The sequence below is a fragment of the Mycobacterium sp. 663a-19 genome (assembly GCF_035616495.1).
Taxonomy (GTDB): Bacteria; Actinomycetota; Actinomycetes; order Mycobacteriales; family Mycobacteriaceae; genus Mycobacterium.
In genome coordinates, this window is the sequence record NZ_JAPJAV010000007.1 from 103,622 (window position 1) to 120,973 (window position 17,352).

Below are 17,352 nucleotides of genomic sequence, written 5' to 3' on the forward strand. Positions count from 1 at the left end.
ACGTGCCTCGGGCTGGTCACAACGCCGTCATCGCGATAGCGGGTTCGTCCGGCCTGATCGGCTCCGCCCTGACCGCGGCGCTGCGCGCCGCCGATCACACGGTGCTGCGCATCGTGCGCCGCACACCGTCGAATTCCGATGAGCTGCACTGGAATCCGGAAAGCGGTGAGTTCGACGTCGACGCGCTGACCGACGTCGACGCCGTCGTCAACCTGTGCGGCGTCAACATCGGTCAGCGCCGGTGGTCGGGCGCTTTCAAGCAGAGCCTGCGCGACAGCCGGATCGCGCCCACCGAGGTGCTGGCCAACGCGGTCGTCGACGCCGGCGTCGAAACCCTGATCAATGCCAGCGCGGTGGGTTTCTACGGCGATACCAGGGACCGGGTTGTCGACGAAAACGACCGTGCCGGAAGGGGTTTCCTGGCCCAGCTGTGCGAAGACTGGGAAGCGGCCACGCTGCCCGCCCAATACGGCGGCGTCCGGGTTGTGTTGGCGCGCACCGGCCTGGTGCTGGCCCGCGCGGGCGGTGCGCTGCGCCGGCTGCGGCCGTTGTTTCGGGCCGGCCTCGGCGCCCGGCTGGGTAGCGGCCGCCAATACATGTCGTGGATCAGCCTCGAGGACGAGGTGCGCGCGCTGCTGTTCGCGCTGTCCAACCCGTCGCTTTCCGGCCCGGTGAACATGACCGGGCCGGCACCGGTCACCAACGCCGAATTCACCGCCGCATTCGGCCGCGCGCTCAACCGCCCAACGCCGTTGCTGCTGCCCGGATTCGCCGTGCGGGCCGCGCTCGGCGAATTCGCCGACGAAGGCCTGCTGATCGGTCAGCGCGCCATCCCGTCGGCGCTGGAGCGGGCCGGTTTCCAGTTCCACCACAACACCATCGGCGAAGCGCTCGACTACGCCACCGCCCGGCGTGAGCGGGACTGACCCGACCACCGGGCGGCCGCGTCGCAAAGCCGACCGGGCCCGAGTACCGTCACGAGCGTGATGGATTCCATCCGGTCTTATGGGCGATCCCAGCCGACCGCGATCGACGTCCGCCAGCTGGGGACGGTCGACTACCGCACCGCCTGGCAGCTGCAGCGCGACCTGGCCGACGCCAGGGTCGCCGGCGGTCCCGACACGCTGCTGCTACTGGAGCACCCCGCGGTGTACACCGCCGGGCGGCGCACCGAGCCGCACGAACGACCCGGCCAAGACTTCCAAGACACCCCCGTGATCGACACCGACCGCGGCGGCAAGATCACCTGGCACGGCCCCGGGCAGCTGGTCGGCTACCCGATCATCGGGCTGGCCGAACCGCTCGACGTGGTCAATTACGTTCGGCGCCTTGAGGAATCGCTGATCATGGTGTGCGGCAACCTGGGTCTGGACACGGTCCGGGTCGAGGGCCGGTCCGGGGTGTGGGTGCCCGCCCGCGCCGGCCGGCCGGCGCGCAAGGTCGCCGCGATCGGGGTCCGGGTGGCGCGCTCGACCACGCTGCACGGGTTCGCGCTCAATTGCGACTGCGACCTGGATGCGTTCAACGCCATCGTGCCGTGCGGCATCAGCGATGCCGGGGTGACGTCGTTGTCCGCCGAACTCGGGCGCACGATCACCGTCGACGATGTCCGCGCCCCGGTCGCCGAGGCCGTCTGCCACGCGCTGGACGGGCGCCTCGCCCTTACCTGGCAACCCACCCCCGCCCGCGTAGCATCGACACAGTGAGTATCGCGCCCGAAGGCCGCAAGCTGCTGCGCCTCGAAGTGCGCAACGCGCAGACCCCGATCGAGCGCAAGCCGCCGTGGATCAAGACCCGGGCCCGGATGGGACCGGAGTACACCGAGCTGAAGAGCCTGGTCCGGCGCGAGGGCCTGCACACGGTCTGCGAGGAGGCCGGCTGCCCCAACATCTTCGAATGCTGGGAGGACCGCGAGGCCACCTTCCTGATCGGCGGCGATCAGTGCACCCGCCGGTGCGACTTCTGCCAGATCGACACCGGAAAGCCCGCCCCGCTGGACCGCGACGAGCCGCGGCGGGTCGCCGAGAGCGTGCACACCATGGGGCTGCGCTATGCCACCGTCACCGGCGTCGCGCGCGACGATCTGCCCGACGGCGGCACCTGGCTGTACGCCGAGACCGTGCGCGCCATCAAACAGCTCAACCCGTCGACCGGCGTCGAGCTGTTGATCCCCGACTTCAACGGCGAGCCCTCCCGGCTGGCCGAGGTGTTCGAGCCGCGCCCAGAAGTGTTGGCGCACAACGTCGAGACCGTGCCCCGCATCTTCAAACGGATTCGCCCCGCGTTCACCTACCGGCGCAGCCTGGACGTGCTCACCGCGGCGCGCGACGCCGGCCTGGTCACCAAGAGCAACCTGATCCTCGGGCTGGGCGAAACCCCCGACGAGGTGCGCACCGCGCTGGCCGACCTGCGCGCGGCCGGCTGCGACATCGTCACCATCACCCAATATCTGCGCCCGTCGGCGCGCCATCACCCGGTCGAACGCTGGGTGCCGCCCGAGGAGTTCGTCGAGTTCGCGCGGCATGCCGAAGGGCTGGGATTCGCCGGGGTGCTGGCCGGGCCGCTGGTGCGCTCGTCGTACCGGGCGGGGCGGCTCTACGAGCAGGCGGTACGCAGCCGCGCCGCGGCACCATAGTGCCGCCTACGTATCCTTGGTGATTATGGCTAAACCCCGCACCGCCGCCGAGAACAAGGCCGCCAGGACGCAGGCGGCCGCCGAGCGCAAGGCCGCCGCGCGGGAGCGCCGCGCCCAGTTGTGGCAGGCGTTCAACATTCAGCGCCAGGAGGACAAGCGCCTGCTGCCGTACATGATCGGCGCGTTCGTGCTGATCGTCGGCGCCTCGGTGGCGGCGGGCGTGCTGGTCGGCGGGTTCACCATGATCTCGTTGATCCTGCTCGGCGTGGTGCTGGGCGGCCTGGTGACGTTCATCATCTTCAGCCGCCGGGCCCAGCGCTCGATCTACCGGAAGGCCGAGGGCCAGGCCGGCGCCGCGGCGTGGGTGCTGGACAACCTGCGCGGCAAGTGGCGGGTCACCCCGGGCGTGGCGGCGACGGGCCACTTCGACGCCGTGCACCGGGTGCTTGGCCGGCCCGGCGTCATCCTGGTCGGCGAGGGCGCGCCGGCGCGGGTCAAACCGCTGGTGGCCCAGGAGAAGAAGCGCACCGCGCGGCTGGTCGGCGACGTGCCGATCTACGACATCATCGTCGGCACCGGCGAGGGCGAGGTTCCGCTGGGCAAGCTGGAGCGCCACCTCACCCGCCTTCCGGCCAACATCACCGTCAAGCAGATGGACACCCTGGAGTCGCGGCTGAGCGCGCTGGGGTCGCGGGCCGGCGCCGCCGTCATGCCGAAGGGGCCGGTGCCCAACGCCGCCAAGATGCGCGGCGTGCAGCGCACCGTGCGCCGCAAGTAGCCGTCAGTACCCGTCGCCGGATTCAGCGCCGCACCACCGCCGTGCCGGTCAGCCGATCTTGCAACCCGCGCCCGTCCCAGTCGGTGAACAACGGCGGGATCACCAGCCCGACCAGCAGCCCGCGCACCGCAAGCCGGCCCAGGCCCAGCCGCCCGTCGAGCGCCACCACGCCCAGGCCCAGCACCAATTGGCCCGGGGTGAAGCCGAACAGGCGGACGGCCACCACGCCGAGCACCAACCAGATGACCAGCACCGCGGTCGCCAACATCTCCTTGGAGATGGCGCCGAATCCCAGCGCCAGCGCGGCCAGGCCGTAGGAGATCAGCCAGTCGATGAGCAGCGCCACCATCCGCCGTCCCATCGGCGCCAGCGATCCCGGCCCGCTTTCGGGCAACCCGAGCGTCTCGCCCGGATAGGCGGGGCGCGATCCCGGCGACCCCGTCGTCATCGGGCGGTCCGTTTGCTGTGCGGGTGCGGCCCGGCACAAACCGGGGGCGGCCCGCTGCGCTTCCGCGCGGGACCAGTTACGATCTTGCGATCCATGGGCCCCACAATAGAACCCGACCGGTGCTCCGCTCTCTGTCGTGGGACGCGTGGTCACGTAACCTCCGCGCAACACGCGGTTGACAGGCGGGCAACATCGTCTCCATAGCGTCAGGCCGCGGATTACCAAGGTAAAGGAGCATTCAGTGACGGACAAGACGCCCGACGACGTCTTCAAACTCGCCAAGGACGAGAAGGTCGAGTACATCGACGTGCGGTTCTGTGACCTGCCCGGTCTCATGCAGCACTTCACGATTCCGGTGTCGGCGTTCGACGAGAAACTGTTCGAGGAGGGCGTGGCCTTTGACGGCTCGTCGATTCGCGGGTTCCAGTCGATCCACGAGTCCGACATGCTACTGATCCCCGATCCGGGTACCGCCATCGTCGACCCGTTCCGCGAGGCCAAGACGCTGAACCTGAACTTCTTCGTGCACGACCCGTTCACCCTCGAGCCGTACTCGCGCGACCCCCGCAACATCGCCCGCAAGGCCGAGAACTACCTGATCAGCACCGGCGTCGCCGACACCGCGTACTTCGGCGCCGAGGCCGAGTTCTACATCTTCGACTCGGTGAGCTTCGACTCGCGGGCCAACGGCTCGTTCTACGAGGTGGACGCGATCTCCGGGTGGTGGAACACCGGCGCCGACGCCGAGGCCGACGGCGGCCCCAACCGCGGCTACAAGGTCCGCCACAAGGGCGGGTACTTCCCGGTCGCGCCCAACGACCACTACGTCGACCTGCGCGACAAGATGCTGACCAACCTGATCAACGCCGGCTTCATCCTGGAGAAGGGCCACCACGAGGTGGGCTCCGGCGGCCAGGCCGAGATCAACTACCAGTTCAACACCCTGCTGCACGCCGCCGACGACATGCAGCTGTACAAGTACATCGTCAAGAACACCGCGTGGCAGAACGGCAAGACCGTCACGTTCATGCCCAAGCCGCTGTTCGGCGACAACGGCTCCGGCATGCACACCCACCAGTCGCTGTGGAAGGACGGCAGCCCGCTGATGTACGACGAGACCGGGTACGCCGGCCTGTCGGACACGGCCCGCCACTACATCGGCGGCCTGCTGCACCACGCGCCGTCGCTGCTGGCGTTCACCAACCCGACGGTGAACTCCTACAAGCGGCTGGTTCCCGGCTACGAGGCCCCGATCAACCTGGTCTACAGCCAGCGCAACCGCTCGGCCTGCGTGCGCATCCCGATCACCGGCAGCAACCCGAAGGCCAAGCGGCTGGAGTTCCGCTGCCCGGACTCGTCGGGCAACCCGTACCTGGCGTTCTCGGCGATGCTGATGGCAGGCCTGGACGGCATCAAGAACAAGATCGAGCCGCAGGCGCCGGTCGACAAGGACCTCTACGAGCTGCCGCCGGAAGAGGCCGCCAACATCCCGCAGGCGCCGACCCAGCTGGACGCGGTGATCGACCGTCTCGAGGCCGACCACGAATACCTCACCGAGGGAGGCGTTTTCACGCCCGACCTGATCGAGACGTGGATCAGCTTCAAGCGGGAGAACGAGATCGACCCGGTCAACATCCGGCCGCACCCATACGAGTTCGCGCTCTACTACGACGTGTGAGCCTTCCGCCGAAGGCGCTCGCTTGACAGCGTCGATATGTACTGCCATTGTGAGTACATGAGTGTGCGTGATGACCGGTTACAGGTGCGCATTGACGCCGCGGCGAAGCGGCGCCTGGAGGATGCGGCCGCTGAGATGCATCTGAGTGTGTCGGCGTTTGTGTTGCAGGCCGCCCAGACGCGTGCCGAACAGGTTCTTGCCGAGCGGGAGACGATCCGGTTGGCCCCCCAGGCCGCGGCCGCGTTCGCTGCGGCGCTGTCGCGCCCGGCGCACGTCAATCACACACTGACGACTGCCCTGGGACGGCCGCAGAAGTTTCGCTGGCTGGACTGATCGCCGCCGCTGGTGCAGTTCTATCGGCCGTGTCTGCTGGACACCGACAAGCACCGGCGCGACGCGTTCGACTGCGGCGACTCATCGCTGAACGAATGGTTGCGGCGCTACGCCGGGCAGAACCGCCGGGGTAACACCGCCGCGACATGGGTGGTCGTCGACGACCGCGGCGCCGTGATGGCATACGTGTGCCTCTCGATGACCAGTGTTGATTACTCATCCGCGCCCGACGAGCTGGCCAAGGGAGCACCCCGGCGCGTCCCCGCGTTGTTGATCGGCCGGTTGGCCGTCGATCGCCGGGTGGCCGGCCACGGCCTAGGCACGGCCTTGGTGGCGCACGTGTTGGAAAAGGCGGTCGAGATCAACCACATCGCCGCGTGCCGGGCCGTCGTCGTCAATGGGTTGAACCCGAAGGCGTTCAAGTGGTGGGTGCGGTTCGGATTCACCCCTTTCGATCCAGATGATGCCGATAATCTCGACCTCTATCTGCTGACCGCTGATATCGAACGCACTCTCGCAGACCTACCCGAAACGCAATGAAGCAGATGATTGTCGTGCCGACGGACAATTCTGCAACGTGCGCGTTGGTGAATTCTCAAGGGATTCGTGCCGAGACTTAAACCGGTGCGGCTGAGCAGGAATCAATCTTTTCCGAACGTTTAACGCGGACGCGCCACATATGCCACAGTGTCGATTAGACGAGCCATTAATTGGCGGCCCGTCCACACACAATTGAGGAGCCAACAATGAAACACACGGCACGGTTGCTCTGCTCGGTCGCGGCCGCTGTGGCGGGCATCGTTGTCACCGCCGCCCCGATTGCCAATGCCGATCCAATGGATGACGCCTTCCTGCAGGCCCTGAATTCGCAGGGGATCAGCTTTCCCAACCTCTCGGACCAAGGCGTCATCAGACTCGGGCATTTGGTTTGTGAGGACTGGGCCAGCGGACTCACGGCCGACCAAACCGTTGCCGATGTGCAACAGGGAACCAAGTTAAGTGCCCACGATTCCGGCTTCCTTGTGGGCGCGGCGACGCAGGCGTACTGCCCGAAGTACCTGCCTAAAGCCTCGCCGAATTAACTGCGGACGGCGCGCGATTAACCGTCCAGCGCCAAGTCCTTGCGGAAGCGCTGCATTCCGTCGATCTTGTCGGCAAGCGTGGCGTCCGGCCCGGCGTAGAACATCCACGGCATGGTGATGATGCCGGTGATGCCGGCATCGGCGACGCGCCGGTAGTCCGCGGTGGTGAAGGCGTCGGTCAGCGGCGTCAGGACGGTGAAATCGTCCATCGACAAGCCGTTTTCGAGCCGCAGTTCGCGCAGCCGGCCCACCGCCTCGATGGCGCGATCGGTCTTGATCAGGTCGCCGATCCAGCCGTCGTTGCGGGCGGCGCGGCGCAACGCGGCCTCGCTGAGCCCGCCGACATAGACCGGTATCGGCGGCGGCGTCGGCTGCATCTCCAGCCGCGGCGTCGGGTAGAACTCGCCCTCAAACTGCGTCCAGCCCGGCTGCCACAGCGCGCGCATCAGATCGATGATCTCGTCGGTGCGTTTGCCGCGCGCGGCGAACTGCTCACCCATCAGCGCGAACTCCTCGCGGCACCAGCCGACGCCGATGCCGAGCTCCACCCGGCCCGACGCCAAAACCGCCGCGGTGCCAATGGCTTTCGCTGCCGAGTACGGATTGCGCATCGCGGGGATGTACACCGTGGTGACGAATCGCAGCCGGTTGGTGACCTGGGCCAGCGCGCCGACGAGAACCCAGGGATCGGGCCAGTCGGTGAAGGGCTGCCAGCGCCGCTGCCCGTCCCTGGTGTACGGGTACGGCGTCTCCAGGGTCTCCAGGTTGACGACGTGGTCGGGGATCCCGATGCCGTCGTAGCCGAGTTCGTCCGCGGCCCTGGCGATCTCGACGATCTCCCGGGTGTTCAGGAAGGCGCTGCTGATGTAGAACTTCATCCGGATTCCCGCGCCCATGCCGGCTCGATGAAGATGCCCTCCGCCTCCACCGTCACCCCGTCGGCATCCGAAATGGTGCCGCGCGCAAAGACTTTGACCCCCTCGCTGCCTTCGATCCACGCGTCGCAGCGCAGCGGGCCCAGCGGGGTGCCGCGCAGGTAGCGCACGGTGATGGTTCCGGTGAAACGCGCCTTGGACAATCCCTCGCTGGCCGCCTCGCCGAGCATGTGGTCGAGCACCAGCGCGCTGACCCCGCCGTGCACCCGGCCGGGCGGACCCTCGTAGGCGGACCCGAGTTCGAACTCGCTACTGCAGCGCCCGTGGCCCTCGTGGCGGACGACGATCGGCGGAGCGATCGGGTTGCACACGCCGACCGCGGCGTTGCCCAGCGGCAGGGGTCTGTCGCCGACCCGATAGCTCACGCCGACCGGGCGGGTCCGGTGTCGCAGCGACCGGGTGACCGCCTCGATCACCGTTCGCGCGTCGGCGACGACGTCGTCGTCGGCCTCGGTGCGGATGGTGGCGTCGACGAGCTCGCGCACCGCGTCGGCCAGGGGCGCGTACAGCGCCGTCACTCGATCCGCCTCCGCCGTGCTGAGCACCTCGAACATGGCGTCGAAGTTGCCATTGAACGCGCCGGTGTCCGAACTCAACTGCCGAACACCTTGCGTACGACCGCCTTTGCGCGCCTGGTCACCCGCAGATAGTTGTCCAGGAACTCGCTGCCGTCGTCCGTCCCCCAGCCCGCCGCGACCGCGACCGCGTTGAGCTGACGCCCGGGTCCCGGCAGCTGGTCGGTGGGCTTGCCGCGGACCAGCACCAGCGCGTTGCGGGCCCGGGTGGCGGTCAGCCAGGCGTGCCGCAGCAGCTCCGCGTCCTCCTCCGAAATCAGGTCGGCCGCGGCGGCCGCGCCCAGCGATTCCAGCGTCGAGGTGTTGTGCAGGGCCGGCACCTCGTGCGCGTGCTGCAGCTGCAGCAGCTGCACGGTCCATTCGATGTCGGCCAGTCCCCCGCGCCCCAGCTTGGTGTGCGTGTTGGGGTCGGCGCCGCGCGGCAACCGCTCGGAGTCCACCCGGGCCTTGATGCGGCGGATCTCGCGCACCGCCTCGGCCGACACACCGTCGGACGGATAGCGCGTCTGGTCGGCCATCAGCAGGAATCGTCGGCCCAGGTCCGCGTCGCCGGCGACCGCGTGCGCGCGCAGCAGGGCCTGGATCTCCCACGGCTGCGCCCACTGCTCGTAGTAGGCGGCATACGACCCCAGGGTGCGGACCAGCGGGCCGTTGCGGCCCTCGGGCCGCAGGTTGGCGTCGACGTCCAGCGGCGGGTCGACGCTGGGCGTCCCCAGCAGCGCCCGAACCTGCTCGGCGATCGACGTGGCCCATTTCACCGCGTCGGAGTCCTCGACGCCGGCGGCCGGCTCGCAGACGAACATCACGTCGGCGTCCGAGCCGTAACCCAGCTCGGCGCCGCCCAGCCGCCCCATGCCGATGACGGCGATGGCCGCCGGCGCTTCTCCCCGACCGTCGTCGGGCATGTTGGCCCGGATCAGCGCGTCCAAGGCGGCCTGCAGCACGGCCACCCATACCGAGGTGAGCGCCTTGCACACGTCGGTGACATCGAGCAGGCCGAGCAGGTCGGCGGAGCCGATGCGGGCCAGCTCCCGACGGCGCAGCGAGCGCGCGGCGGCGATCGCCCGCACCGGGTCGGGGTGGCGGGCGGCGGAGGCGACCAAGGCTCGGGCCACCGCGTCGGCGTCGGTCTCGAGCAGCTTCGGGCCGAGCGGCCCGTCGCTGTAATCCTCGATCACCCGGGGCGCGCGCATCAGCAGGTCCGGCACGTACGCGGAGGTCCCCAGCACATGCATGAGCCGGCGGGCCACCGCGGGCTGGTCCCGCAGCGTGGACAGGTACCAGGTTTCGGCGGCCAGCGCCTCGGACAGCCGCCGGTAGGCCAGCAGCCCGCCGTCGGGATCGGGGGCATACGACATCCAGTTCAGCAGCCGCGGCAGCAGCACCGACTGCACCCGGCCGCGCCGGCCGCTCTGGTTGACCAACGCGGACATGTGCTTGAGCGCGGTCTGCGGCCCCTCGTAGCCCAGCGCGGCCAGCTGCCGCTCGGCGGCCTCCGGTGTCATGCCGTGGGCGATCTCCAGGCCGGCCGGGCCGATCGACTCGAGCAGCGGTTGGTAGAAGAGCTTGGCGTGCAGCTGCGACACCCGCAGGTTCTGGTGCTTGAGCTCCTCGCGCAGCACGCCCGCCGCGTCGTGGCGGCCGTCGGGGCGGATGTGCGCCGCGCGCGCCAGCCAGCGCACCGCCTCCTCGTCGTCGGCCTCGGGCAGCAGATGGGTGCGCTTGAGCCGTTGCAGCTGCAGCCGGTGCTCGAGCAGCCGGAGAAACTCATACGAGGCCGTCAGGTTCGCGGAGTCCTCGCGCCCGACGTAGGCGCCCTCGCCCAACGCGGCCAGCGCGTCCACCGTGGAGGCCACCCGCAACGACTCGTCGTTGCGGCCGTGCACCAGCTGCAGCAGCTGCACGGCGAACTCGACGTCGCGCAGCCCGCCGCTGCCGAGCTTGAGCTCGCGGCCCCGCACATCGGACGGCACCAGCTCCTCCACCCGGCGCCGCATTGCCTGGACCTCGACGACGAAATCCTCGCGCTCGCAGGCGGCCCAGACCATGGGCATCAGCGCGGTCAGGTAGGCCTCGCCCAGTTCGGCGTCGCCCGCGGCCGCCCGGGCCTTCAGCAGCGCCTGGAACTCCCAGGTCTTCGCCCAGCGCTGGTAGTACGCGACGTGCGACTCGAGGGTGCGGACCAGTTCACCGCTGCGACCCTCGGGCCGCAGACCGGCGTCCACCGTGAAAAACGCATCACCGGCGACCCGCATCATCTCGCCGGCCACCCGGGTGCTGATCGTGTCGGCGCGCTCGGCGACGAAGATGACGTCGACGTCGCTGACGTAGTTCAGTTCGCGGGCACCGCATTTGCCCATCGCGATGACCGCCAGCCGCGGTGGCGTGCGGTCACCGCACACGGTCGCCTCGGCCACCCGCAGCGCGGCCGCCAGCGCGGCGTCCGCAAGGTCGGCCAGCTGCGCGCCGACAACGGGGAACGGCAGCACCGGCTCGTCTTCGACCGTCGCGGCCACGTCGAGCGCGGCCAGCAGCAGCAGCTGGTCGCGGTAGCAGGTGCGCAACCGCGAAACCACCGAACCGGGCCCCGAACCCGGCTCGCCCAGCGCCTCTTCGACGCACTCGGTGAACGCCTGCCGCAACTCGTCGCGATTGGGCAGTTTGGCCTTGCCCCGCAGCAGCTTCCAGGACTGTGGATGGGCGGCCAGGTGATCCCCGAGGGCCAGCGACGAGCCCAGAACGGCGAACAGGCGCCCGCGCAGGGGACGCTCTCGGAGCAACCCGGCGTTGAGCTCGTCCCAATCGGCCTCGGAGTTCTCCGACAGCCGAATCAGCGCCCGCAGCACGGCGTCGGGGTCGGGCGCGCGCGACAACGCCCACAACCGGTCGATGTAGGCCTGGTCGTCGCGCTCATACCAGCCCAGCCGCTCCAGCCGCTCACCCGCCGAGGGATCGACCAACCCGAGCCGGCCGACGCTGGGCAGCCGGGGGCGCTGCGTCGCGGGTTTGGTCACGATCAAGACGGTAGCGCAACGCGCCGACCCGTCGGACCGGCCCGCGGGCTGCGCGCGTCAGAGCGACAGGTAGGTGCTCAGCTCGTAGGGCGTGACATGGCTGCGGTAGTTCGCCCACTCCGTGCGCTTGTTGCGCAGGAAGAAGTCAAACACGTGCTCCCCCAACGCTTCCGCGACCAGCTCGGAGGCCTCCATGCAGCGAAGCGCGCTGTCCAGGCTGGTCGGCAGCTCGCGATAACCCATGGCGCGGCGTTCTTCGGCGGTGAGGTCCCACACGTTGTCCTCGGCCTGCGGCCCCAGCACGTAGCCCTTCTCCACCCCGCGCAGCCCGGCGGCCAGCAGCACGGCGAAGGTCAGGTACGGGTTGCACGCCGAGTCGGGGCTGCGCACCTCGACCCGTCGCGACGACGTCTTGTGCGGCGTGTACATCGGCACCCGCACCAGGGCCGACCGGTTGGCCGCCCCCCACGACGCGGCGGTGGGCGCCTCGCCGCCCTGCACCAGTCGCTTGTAGGAGTTGACCCATTGGTTGGTGACCGCGCTGATCTCGGAGGCGTGCTCCAGGATGCCGGCGATGAACGACTTGCCCACATCCGACAGCTGCAGCGGATCGTCGGCGCTGTGGAAGGCGTTGACGTCGCCCTCGAACAGGCTCATGTGGGTGTGCATGGCCGAGCCGGGGTGTTCGGCGAACGGCTTGGGCATGAACGACGCCCGCGCGCCGTTCTCGATCGCGACCTCCTTGATCACGTAGCGGAAGGTCATGACGTTGTCGGCCATCGACAGCGCGTCGGCGAAGCGCAGGTCGATCTCCTGCTGGCCGGGCGCCCCTTCGTGGTGGCTGAACTCCACGGAGATGCCCATGAACTCGAGGGCGTCGATGGCTTCCCGGCGGAAGTTCGACGCGGAATCGTGCACCGCCTGGTCGAAGTAGCCGGCGTTGTCGACGGGAATGGGCCGCGACCCGTCGTTGGGGCCGGGCTCCAGCAGGAAGAATTCGATCTCGGGATGCACGTAGCAGGAAAAGCCCAGGTCGTTGGCCTTCTGCAGCTGCCGCCGCAGCACGTGCCGCGGGTCCGCCCACGACGGCGAGCCGTCCGGCATGGTGATGTCGCAGAACATCCGCGCCGAGTGGTGATGGCCGGACGATGTGGCCCAGGGCAGCACCTGGAAGCTCGACGGATCCGGGTTGGCGACGGTGTCGGATTCCGAAACGCGCGAGAAGCCCTCGATCGACGATCCGTCGAAGCCGATGCCCTCCTCGAAGGCGCCCTCGAGCTCGGCCGGGGCGATGGCGACCGACTTCAGGAAGCCGAGCACATCGGTGAACCAGAGCCGCACGAAGCGGATGTCCCGTTCCTCGAGGGTGCGGAGGACGAATTCCTTCTGGCGATCCATACCCCGAACCCTAGGCAACGGCTGTTAATTCTGTGTTACCGATGGCCGCTCAGAACCGTTGCGGACCGCTCAGGACTGGCACCGCAGGGCCGCGGGCGGCGGCGTCCCCGCGACGAAATAGCGCGTCACCGCCGTGTCGACGCACTGGTCACCGTTGAACACCGCGGTGTGCTGGGTTCCGTCATAGGTGATCAACGGGGCGCCCAGCTGGCGGGCCAGATTCACCCCGGCCTGATACGGCGTGGCGGGGTCGTGGGTGGTGGATACGACGACGGCCTTGCCCGGGGTGACCGGCGCCGCGCTGTGCGGCGCCGACGTGGGGGGCACCGGCCACAGCGCGCACAGGTCGCGCGGGGCGTTCCCGGTGAACTGCCCGTAGCTCAGGAACGGCGCGGCCTGGCGGATCTGTTGGTCGGCGGCCACCCAGCTCGCCGCGTCGGTCGGCGTCGGCGCGTCGACGCACCGGACCGCGTTGAACACGTCCTGGTCGTTGTCGTAGTGGCCGTTTTTGTCACGGCCTTCGTAATCGTCGGCGAGCGCCAGCAGGTCGCCGGGATCGGTGCCGCGCTGCAGCCCGAGCAGGCCACTGGTCAGGTACTTCCAGTGCTGCGGGGTGTAGAGCGCGTTGATGGTGCCGGTGGTCGCGTCGGCGTAGCTCAGGCCGCGCGGGTCCGACGTGCGGGCGGGCCTGGCGACCAGCGGGTCCACCAGCGCGTGGTAGCGGTTGACGAATTGGGTCGGGTCGGTGCCCAGCGGGCAGGCTTTCGAGCGGGCGCAGTCGGCGGCGTAGTCGTTGAAAGCGGTTTGGAATCCCGCCATTTGGTTGATGTTCTCCTGGACCGGGCCGACGGTCGGGTCGATCGCGCCGTCGAGCACCATCGTCCGCACGTGGTCACCGAACTTCTCGAGGTACGCGGTGCCGATCTCGGTGCCGTAGCTGTAGCCGAGGTAGTTGATCTGGTTGTCCCCCAACGCCTGGCGGACCAGGTCCATGTCGCGGGCCACCGACGCGGTGCCGATGTTGGCCAGGAACCCGGTGCCCATCCGGTTGACGCACTGCTGGGCCAACTGCCGGTAGAGCTGCTCGATGTGCGCCACGCCGGCCGGGCTGTAGTCGACCATCGGCTCGGTGCGGAAGGCGTCGAACTCGGAGTCGGTGCGACACCGCAGCGCCGGGGTCGAGTGACCCACCCCTCGAGGGTCAAACCCCACCAGGTCGAAGTGGCGGGTGATGTCGGTGCCCTGCAGGTCGGACGCCATCGCGGCGACCATGTCGACGGCGGACGCCCCCGGTCCGCCCGGGTTGATCAGCAGCGACCCGATCCGCTGGCCGGTCGCGGGCACCCGGATCACGGCCAGCTTCGCTTGCGCCCCACCGGGATTGTTGTAGTCGACCGGGACGGACACCGTGGTGCACTTGGCGGTGGGGATGTCGCTGGCGTCGATGTCGAACGGGCCGCAGCCGCCCCAGCTCTGCGGCGGCGCGGCGACCGGCGGCGGGGCCGGGCTCGGCGTCTGGCCCGCGCCCGGTTCGGGCGTCGCGCCGGCCACCGGGGATTGGCCCGCGACCAGCAGCCCCAACGACAACAGCGCCGAGCTCAACGGTCTGCGGCGCGACATGGCTGTCATCGTTGCATCCACGAATACCCGTGGAGGCGCGAAACGGTCACGCCTTGATCTCAGGCGCCCTCGCCGAACGTGCACTCACGGCGAAAATCCGCCGAAATCTCACCACCACTGCACGTTCGGCGACGCCCCGGGGCGTCAACACTTTGCGCCGCTGGGCGGCGTGGTGCCTCCGATCAGATACGCCGTCACGTAGTCGTCGACGCAGCTGTCCCCCTGGAAGACGACGGTGTGCTGGGTGCCGTCGTAGGTCAGCAGCGAGCCGCGCAGCTGACTGGCCAGATCGACCCCCGCCTTGTACGGCGTCGCCGGATCGTGGGTCGTCGACACCACGACGGTTGGCGCCAGGCCCGGCGCGGAGACGGCATGCGGCTTGGTGGTGGGCGGCACCGGCCAGAACGCGCAGGTTCCCAGCGGTGCGTCGCCGGTGAACTTGCCGTAGCTCATGAACGGGGCGATCTCCCGGGAGCGCCGGTCCTCGTCGATCACCTTGGCCCGGTCCGTAATCGGCGGCTGGTCAACGCAATTGATCGCCACCCGCGCGTCGGTGGCATTGGTGTAATGGCCGTGCTGGTCGCGGCGCATGTACATGTCGGCCAGGGCGAGCAGGGTGTCCCCGTGGTGGTCGACCAGCTCGCTCAGGCCGTCGGTCAGGTGGTGCCACAGGGTCGGCGAGTACAGCGCCATGATGGTGCCCACGATGGCGTCGCTGTAGCTGAGCCCGCGCGGGTCGTTGGTGGGCACCGGCCTGCCGATCATCGGGTTGTTCGGGTCGACCATCGGGTCGACCAGACTGTGGTAGACGTCGACGGCCTTGGCCGGGTCGGTGCCCAGCGGGCAGTTGGGCTGCTTGGCGCACTCCGCGGCGTAGGAGTTGAACGCGTCCTGGAATCCCTTGGCCTGACGCAGATCCGCCTCCACCTGGTCGGCGTTGGGGTCGACGGCGCCGTCGAGGATCATCGCCCGCACGTTCTGCGGGAAGGCCTCCGCGTAGGCCGAGCCGATCCGGGTGCCGTACGAATATCCGAGGTAGGTCAGCTTGTCGTCGCCCACCGCCTTGCGGATGGCGTCGAGGTCCTTTGCGACGTTGACGGTGCCGACATTCGCCAGAAAGTTCTTGCCCATCTTGTCGACGCAGCGGCCGACGAACTGCTTGGTCTCGTCCTCGATGTGCGCGACGCCCGCCGGGCTGTAGTCGACGTTGGGTTCCGTCCGCAGCCGGTCGTTGTCGGCGTCCGAGTTGCACCACAGCGCCGGCCGCGACGACGCCACCCCGCGCGGGTCGAACCCGATCAGGTCGAACCGCTCGCGCACCCGCTTCGGCAGCGTCTGGACGAGGCCCAGCGCGGCCTCGATACCCGACTCGCCGGGGCCGCCGGGGTTGATCACCAACGAGGCGAGCTTGTCCCCCGTTGCGGGGAAGCGAATCAGCGCCAGGGTCGCGACGTCGCCGTCGGGACCGTTGGGAGCGTTGTAGTCGACCGGCACGGCCAGCTTGCCGCACAGCGCGCCGGCGGGGATCTTCGCCTTCGGGTTGGAGGAGCGGCACGGCGTCCACTCGATCGGCTGGCCCAGCTTCGGTCCGGCCATGACCGGACGCCCACCCACAACGCGGACGCACCCGGCGAGCACGAGCGCCACGGCAGCAATCGCCGTCCAGATCAGCAGCGAGCGCGCGATCCCGTCGCGGCGAAACAACCCCATGCCAACATATGCTGCCAGAGCAGAGCCGGGTGCCCGCTCGGCGGCCGACGGCGGCCGGCTGCCCGGCGACAGCAAACCGATTGTCGGCCAGGGCGCCAATGGCATGTGTCACACCGGCGGTGCAATTGCGCGGCCGGGATGGCAGAATCACCAGGGTCAGACGAACCCGGGGACCCGCCAGGGCCACGAGGATCGACCAGACCACTACCAGGGACAATGATGTCTGATCAAAATATCTACGGCGCCGATTCGTCCGCGCACGCCAAACCGCGCACCAAGATTCGCACCCACCACCTGCAGAAAATGAAGGCCGAAGGCCACAAGTGGGCCATGCTCACGGCCTACGACTATTCGACCGCCCGCATCTTCGACGAGGCCGGCATCCCCGTGCTGCTGGTCGGCGACTCGGCCGCCAACGTGGTGTACGGCTACGACACCACGGTGCCCGTCTCGATCGACGAGCTCATCCCGCTGGTGCGCGGCGTGGTCCGCGGCGCGCCACACGCCCTGGTCGTCGCCGACCTGCCGTTCGGCAGCTACGAAGCCGGACCCACCGCCGCCCTGGCCGCCGCCACCCGGTTCATGAAGGAGGGCGGCGCGCACGCCGTCAAGCTCGAGGGCGGCGAGCGGGTGACCGAGCAGATCGCCTGCCTGACCGCGGCCGGCATCCCGGTGATGGCGCACATCGGCTTCACGCCGCAAAGCGTCAACGGCTTCGGCGGGTTCCGGGTGCAGGGCCGCGGCGACGCCGCCGAACAGACCATCGCGGATGCCATCGCCGTCGCCGAGGCCGGGGCGTTCTCGGTCGTGATGGAGATGGTTCCCGCGGAGTTGGCCACCCAGATCACCGGCAAGCTGACCATTCCGACGGTCGGGATCGGCGCCGGCCCCAACTGCGACGCGCAGGTGCTGGTGTGGCAGGACATGGCCGGCATGAGCGGCGGCAAGACCGCCCGCTTCGTCAAGCGGTTCGCCGACGTGGGCGCTGAATTACGCCGCGCCGCAACGCAATACGCGGAAGAAGTGGCCGGCGGGGTGTTCCCGGCCGACGAACACTGCTTCTGAGCGTTCGCGCGCTGTTTCCCACCCATACCGCACTACCGCTGGGGCCCGTCCCGGGAATTGGTCAGCGGCTGGCGAACGCGA

16 protein-coding genes are annotated in these 17,352 nt (G+C 69.2%); 9 read left to right on the forward strand and 7 right to left on the reverse strand.

The window, feature by feature from the left end; all coding sequences use genetic code 11:
- Positions 1–2: 2 nt before the first annotated feature.
- From OQ968_RS14160 to OQ968_RS14175, 4 genes are read left to right on the forward strand one after another with little or no spacing between them, the layout of a single operon-like run.
- Positions 3–926 carry a TIGR01777 family oxidoreductase gene (locus OQ968_RS14160; RefSeq protein WP_324678821.1) on the forward strand — a complete coding sequence of 308 codons (924 nt, stop codon included), beginning with the start codon at positions 3–5 and terminating at the stop codon, positions 924–926.
- Between the two features lie 60 nt (positions 927–986).
- On the forward strand, positions 987–1,706 hold the full coding sequence (gene lipB, locus OQ968_RS14165) for a lipoyl(octanoyl) transferase LipB (RefSeq protein WP_324679216.1): 720 nt from the start codon (positions 987–989) through the stop codon (positions 1,704–1,706).
- Complete coding sequence (gene lipA, locus OQ968_RS14170; RefSeq protein WP_324678823.1) at positions 1,703–2,635, forward strand: lipoyl synthase; 933 nt, start codon at positions 1,703–1,705, stop codon at positions 2,633–2,635. Before lipB ends, lipA begins: the two co-directional genes overlap by 4 nt.
- 25 nt (positions 2,636–2,660) lie before the next feature.
- Complete coding sequence (locus tag OQ968_RS14175; RefSeq protein ID WP_324678825.1) at positions 2,661–3,413, forward strand: DUF4191 domain-containing protein; 753 nt, start codon at positions 2,661–2,663, stop codon at positions 3,411–3,413.
- A 22-nt stretch (positions 3,414–3,435) separates the two neighbouring features.
- Here OQ968_RS14175 and OQ968_RS14180 read toward each other — a convergent pair whose 3' ends face one another.
- Positions 3,436–3,861, reverse strand: coding sequence for an RDD family protein (locus OQ968_RS14180; protein WP_324678827.1), 426 nt, complete (start codon positions 3,859–3,861; stop codon positions 3,436–3,438).
- 241 nt (positions 3,862–4,102) lie between these two features.
- On the opposite strand from OQ968_RS14180, the gene glnA (OQ968_RS14185) reads away from it, so the two are divergent.
- The 4 genes from glnA (OQ968_RS14185) to OQ968_RS14200 all read left to right on the forward strand — a co-directional run bounded on the left by glnA (OQ968_RS14185) (position 4,103) and on the right by OQ968_RS14200 (position 6,954).
- Positions 4,103–5,539 carry a type I glutamate--ammonia ligase gene (gene glnA / locus OQ968_RS14185; protein WP_324678829.1) on the forward strand — a complete coding sequence of 479 codons (1,437 nt, stop codon included), beginning with the start codon at positions 4,103–4,105 and terminating at the stop codon, positions 5,537–5,539.
- Positions 5,540–5,596: 57 nt separating this feature from the next.
- Positions 5,597–5,872: a DUF1778 domain-containing protein gene (locus OQ968_RS14190; protein ID WP_324678831.1), complete on the forward strand. Its 276-nt coding sequence runs from the start codon at positions 5,597–5,599 to the stop codon at positions 5,870–5,872.
- 12 nt (positions 5,873–5,884) lie between these two features.
- The gene (locus OQ968_RS14195; RefSeq protein WP_324678833.1) at positions 5,885–6,412 is read left to right on the forward strand and encodes a GNAT family N-acetyltransferase; all 528 of its coding nucleotides are present in this window, start codon (positions 5,885–5,887) and stop codon (positions 6,410–6,412) included.
- Between the two features lie 206 nt (positions 6,413–6,618).
- Positions 6,619–6,954, forward strand: coding sequence for a DUF732 domain-containing protein (locus OQ968_RS14200; protein ID WP_324678835.1), 336 nt, complete (start codon positions 6,619–6,621; stop codon positions 6,952–6,954).
- Between the two features lie 17 nt (positions 6,955–6,971).
- On the opposite strand, the gene OQ968_RS14205 is transcribed toward OQ968_RS14200, so the two are convergent.
- The 6 genes from OQ968_RS14205 to OQ968_RS14230 form a co-directional block, all read right to left on the reverse strand.
- Positions 6,972–7,832 (reverse strand): TIGR03619 family F420-dependent LLM class oxidoreductase, encoded by an 861-nt coding sequence (locus OQ968_RS14205; RefSeq protein WP_324679218.1) that lies wholly within the window; start codon positions 7,830–7,832, stop codon positions 6,972–6,974.
- Positions 7,829–8,443 carry a PaaI family thioesterase gene (locus tag OQ968_RS14210; RefSeq protein WP_324679220.1) on the reverse strand — a complete coding sequence of 205 codons (615 nt, stop codon included), beginning with the start codon at positions 8,441–8,443 and terminating at the stop codon, positions 7,829–7,831. The genes OQ968_RS14205 and OQ968_RS14210 overlap by 4 nt, the downstream gene beginning before the upstream one ends.
- Positions 8,444–8,481: 38 nt before the next feature.
- The gene (locus OQ968_RS14215) at positions 8,482–11,484 is read right to left on the reverse strand and encodes a bifunctional [glutamine synthetase] adenylyltransferase/[glutamine synthetase]-adenylyl-L-tyrosine phosphorylase (protein ID WP_324678837.1); all 3,003 of its coding nucleotides are present in this window, start codon (positions 11,482–11,484) and stop codon (positions 8,482–8,484) included.
- A gap of 51 nt (positions 11,485–11,535) precedes the next feature.
- On the reverse strand, positions 11,536–12,876 hold the full coding sequence (gene glnA, locus OQ968_RS14220; protein WP_324678839.1) for a type I glutamate--ammonia ligase: 1,341 nt from the start codon (positions 12,874–12,876) through the stop codon (positions 11,536–11,538).
- Positions 12,877–12,945: 69 nt separating this feature from the next.
- Positions 12,946–14,505 (reverse strand): alpha/beta hydrolase, encoded by a 1,560-nt coding sequence (locus tag OQ968_RS14225; RefSeq protein ID WP_324678841.1) that lies wholly within the window; start codon positions 14,503–14,505, stop codon positions 12,946–12,948.
- Between the two features lie 135 nt (positions 14,506–14,640).
- A complete protein-coding gene (locus tag OQ968_RS14230; RefSeq protein WP_324678843.1) occupies positions 14,641–16,206 on the reverse strand; it encodes an alpha/beta hydrolase in 1,566 nt (521 codons plus the stop codon).
- Between the two features lie 219 nt (positions 16,207–16,425).
- Between OQ968_RS14230 and panB the strand changes: the two genes are divergently transcribed.
- The gene (panB, locus tag OQ968_RS14235; RefSeq protein WP_324678845.1) at positions 16,426–17,271 is read left to right on the forward strand and encodes a 3-methyl-2-oxobutanoate hydroxymethyltransferase; all 846 of its coding nucleotides are present in this window, start codon (positions 16,426–16,428) and stop codon (positions 17,269–17,271) included.
- Positions 17,272–17,352 lie beyond the last annotated feature (81 nt).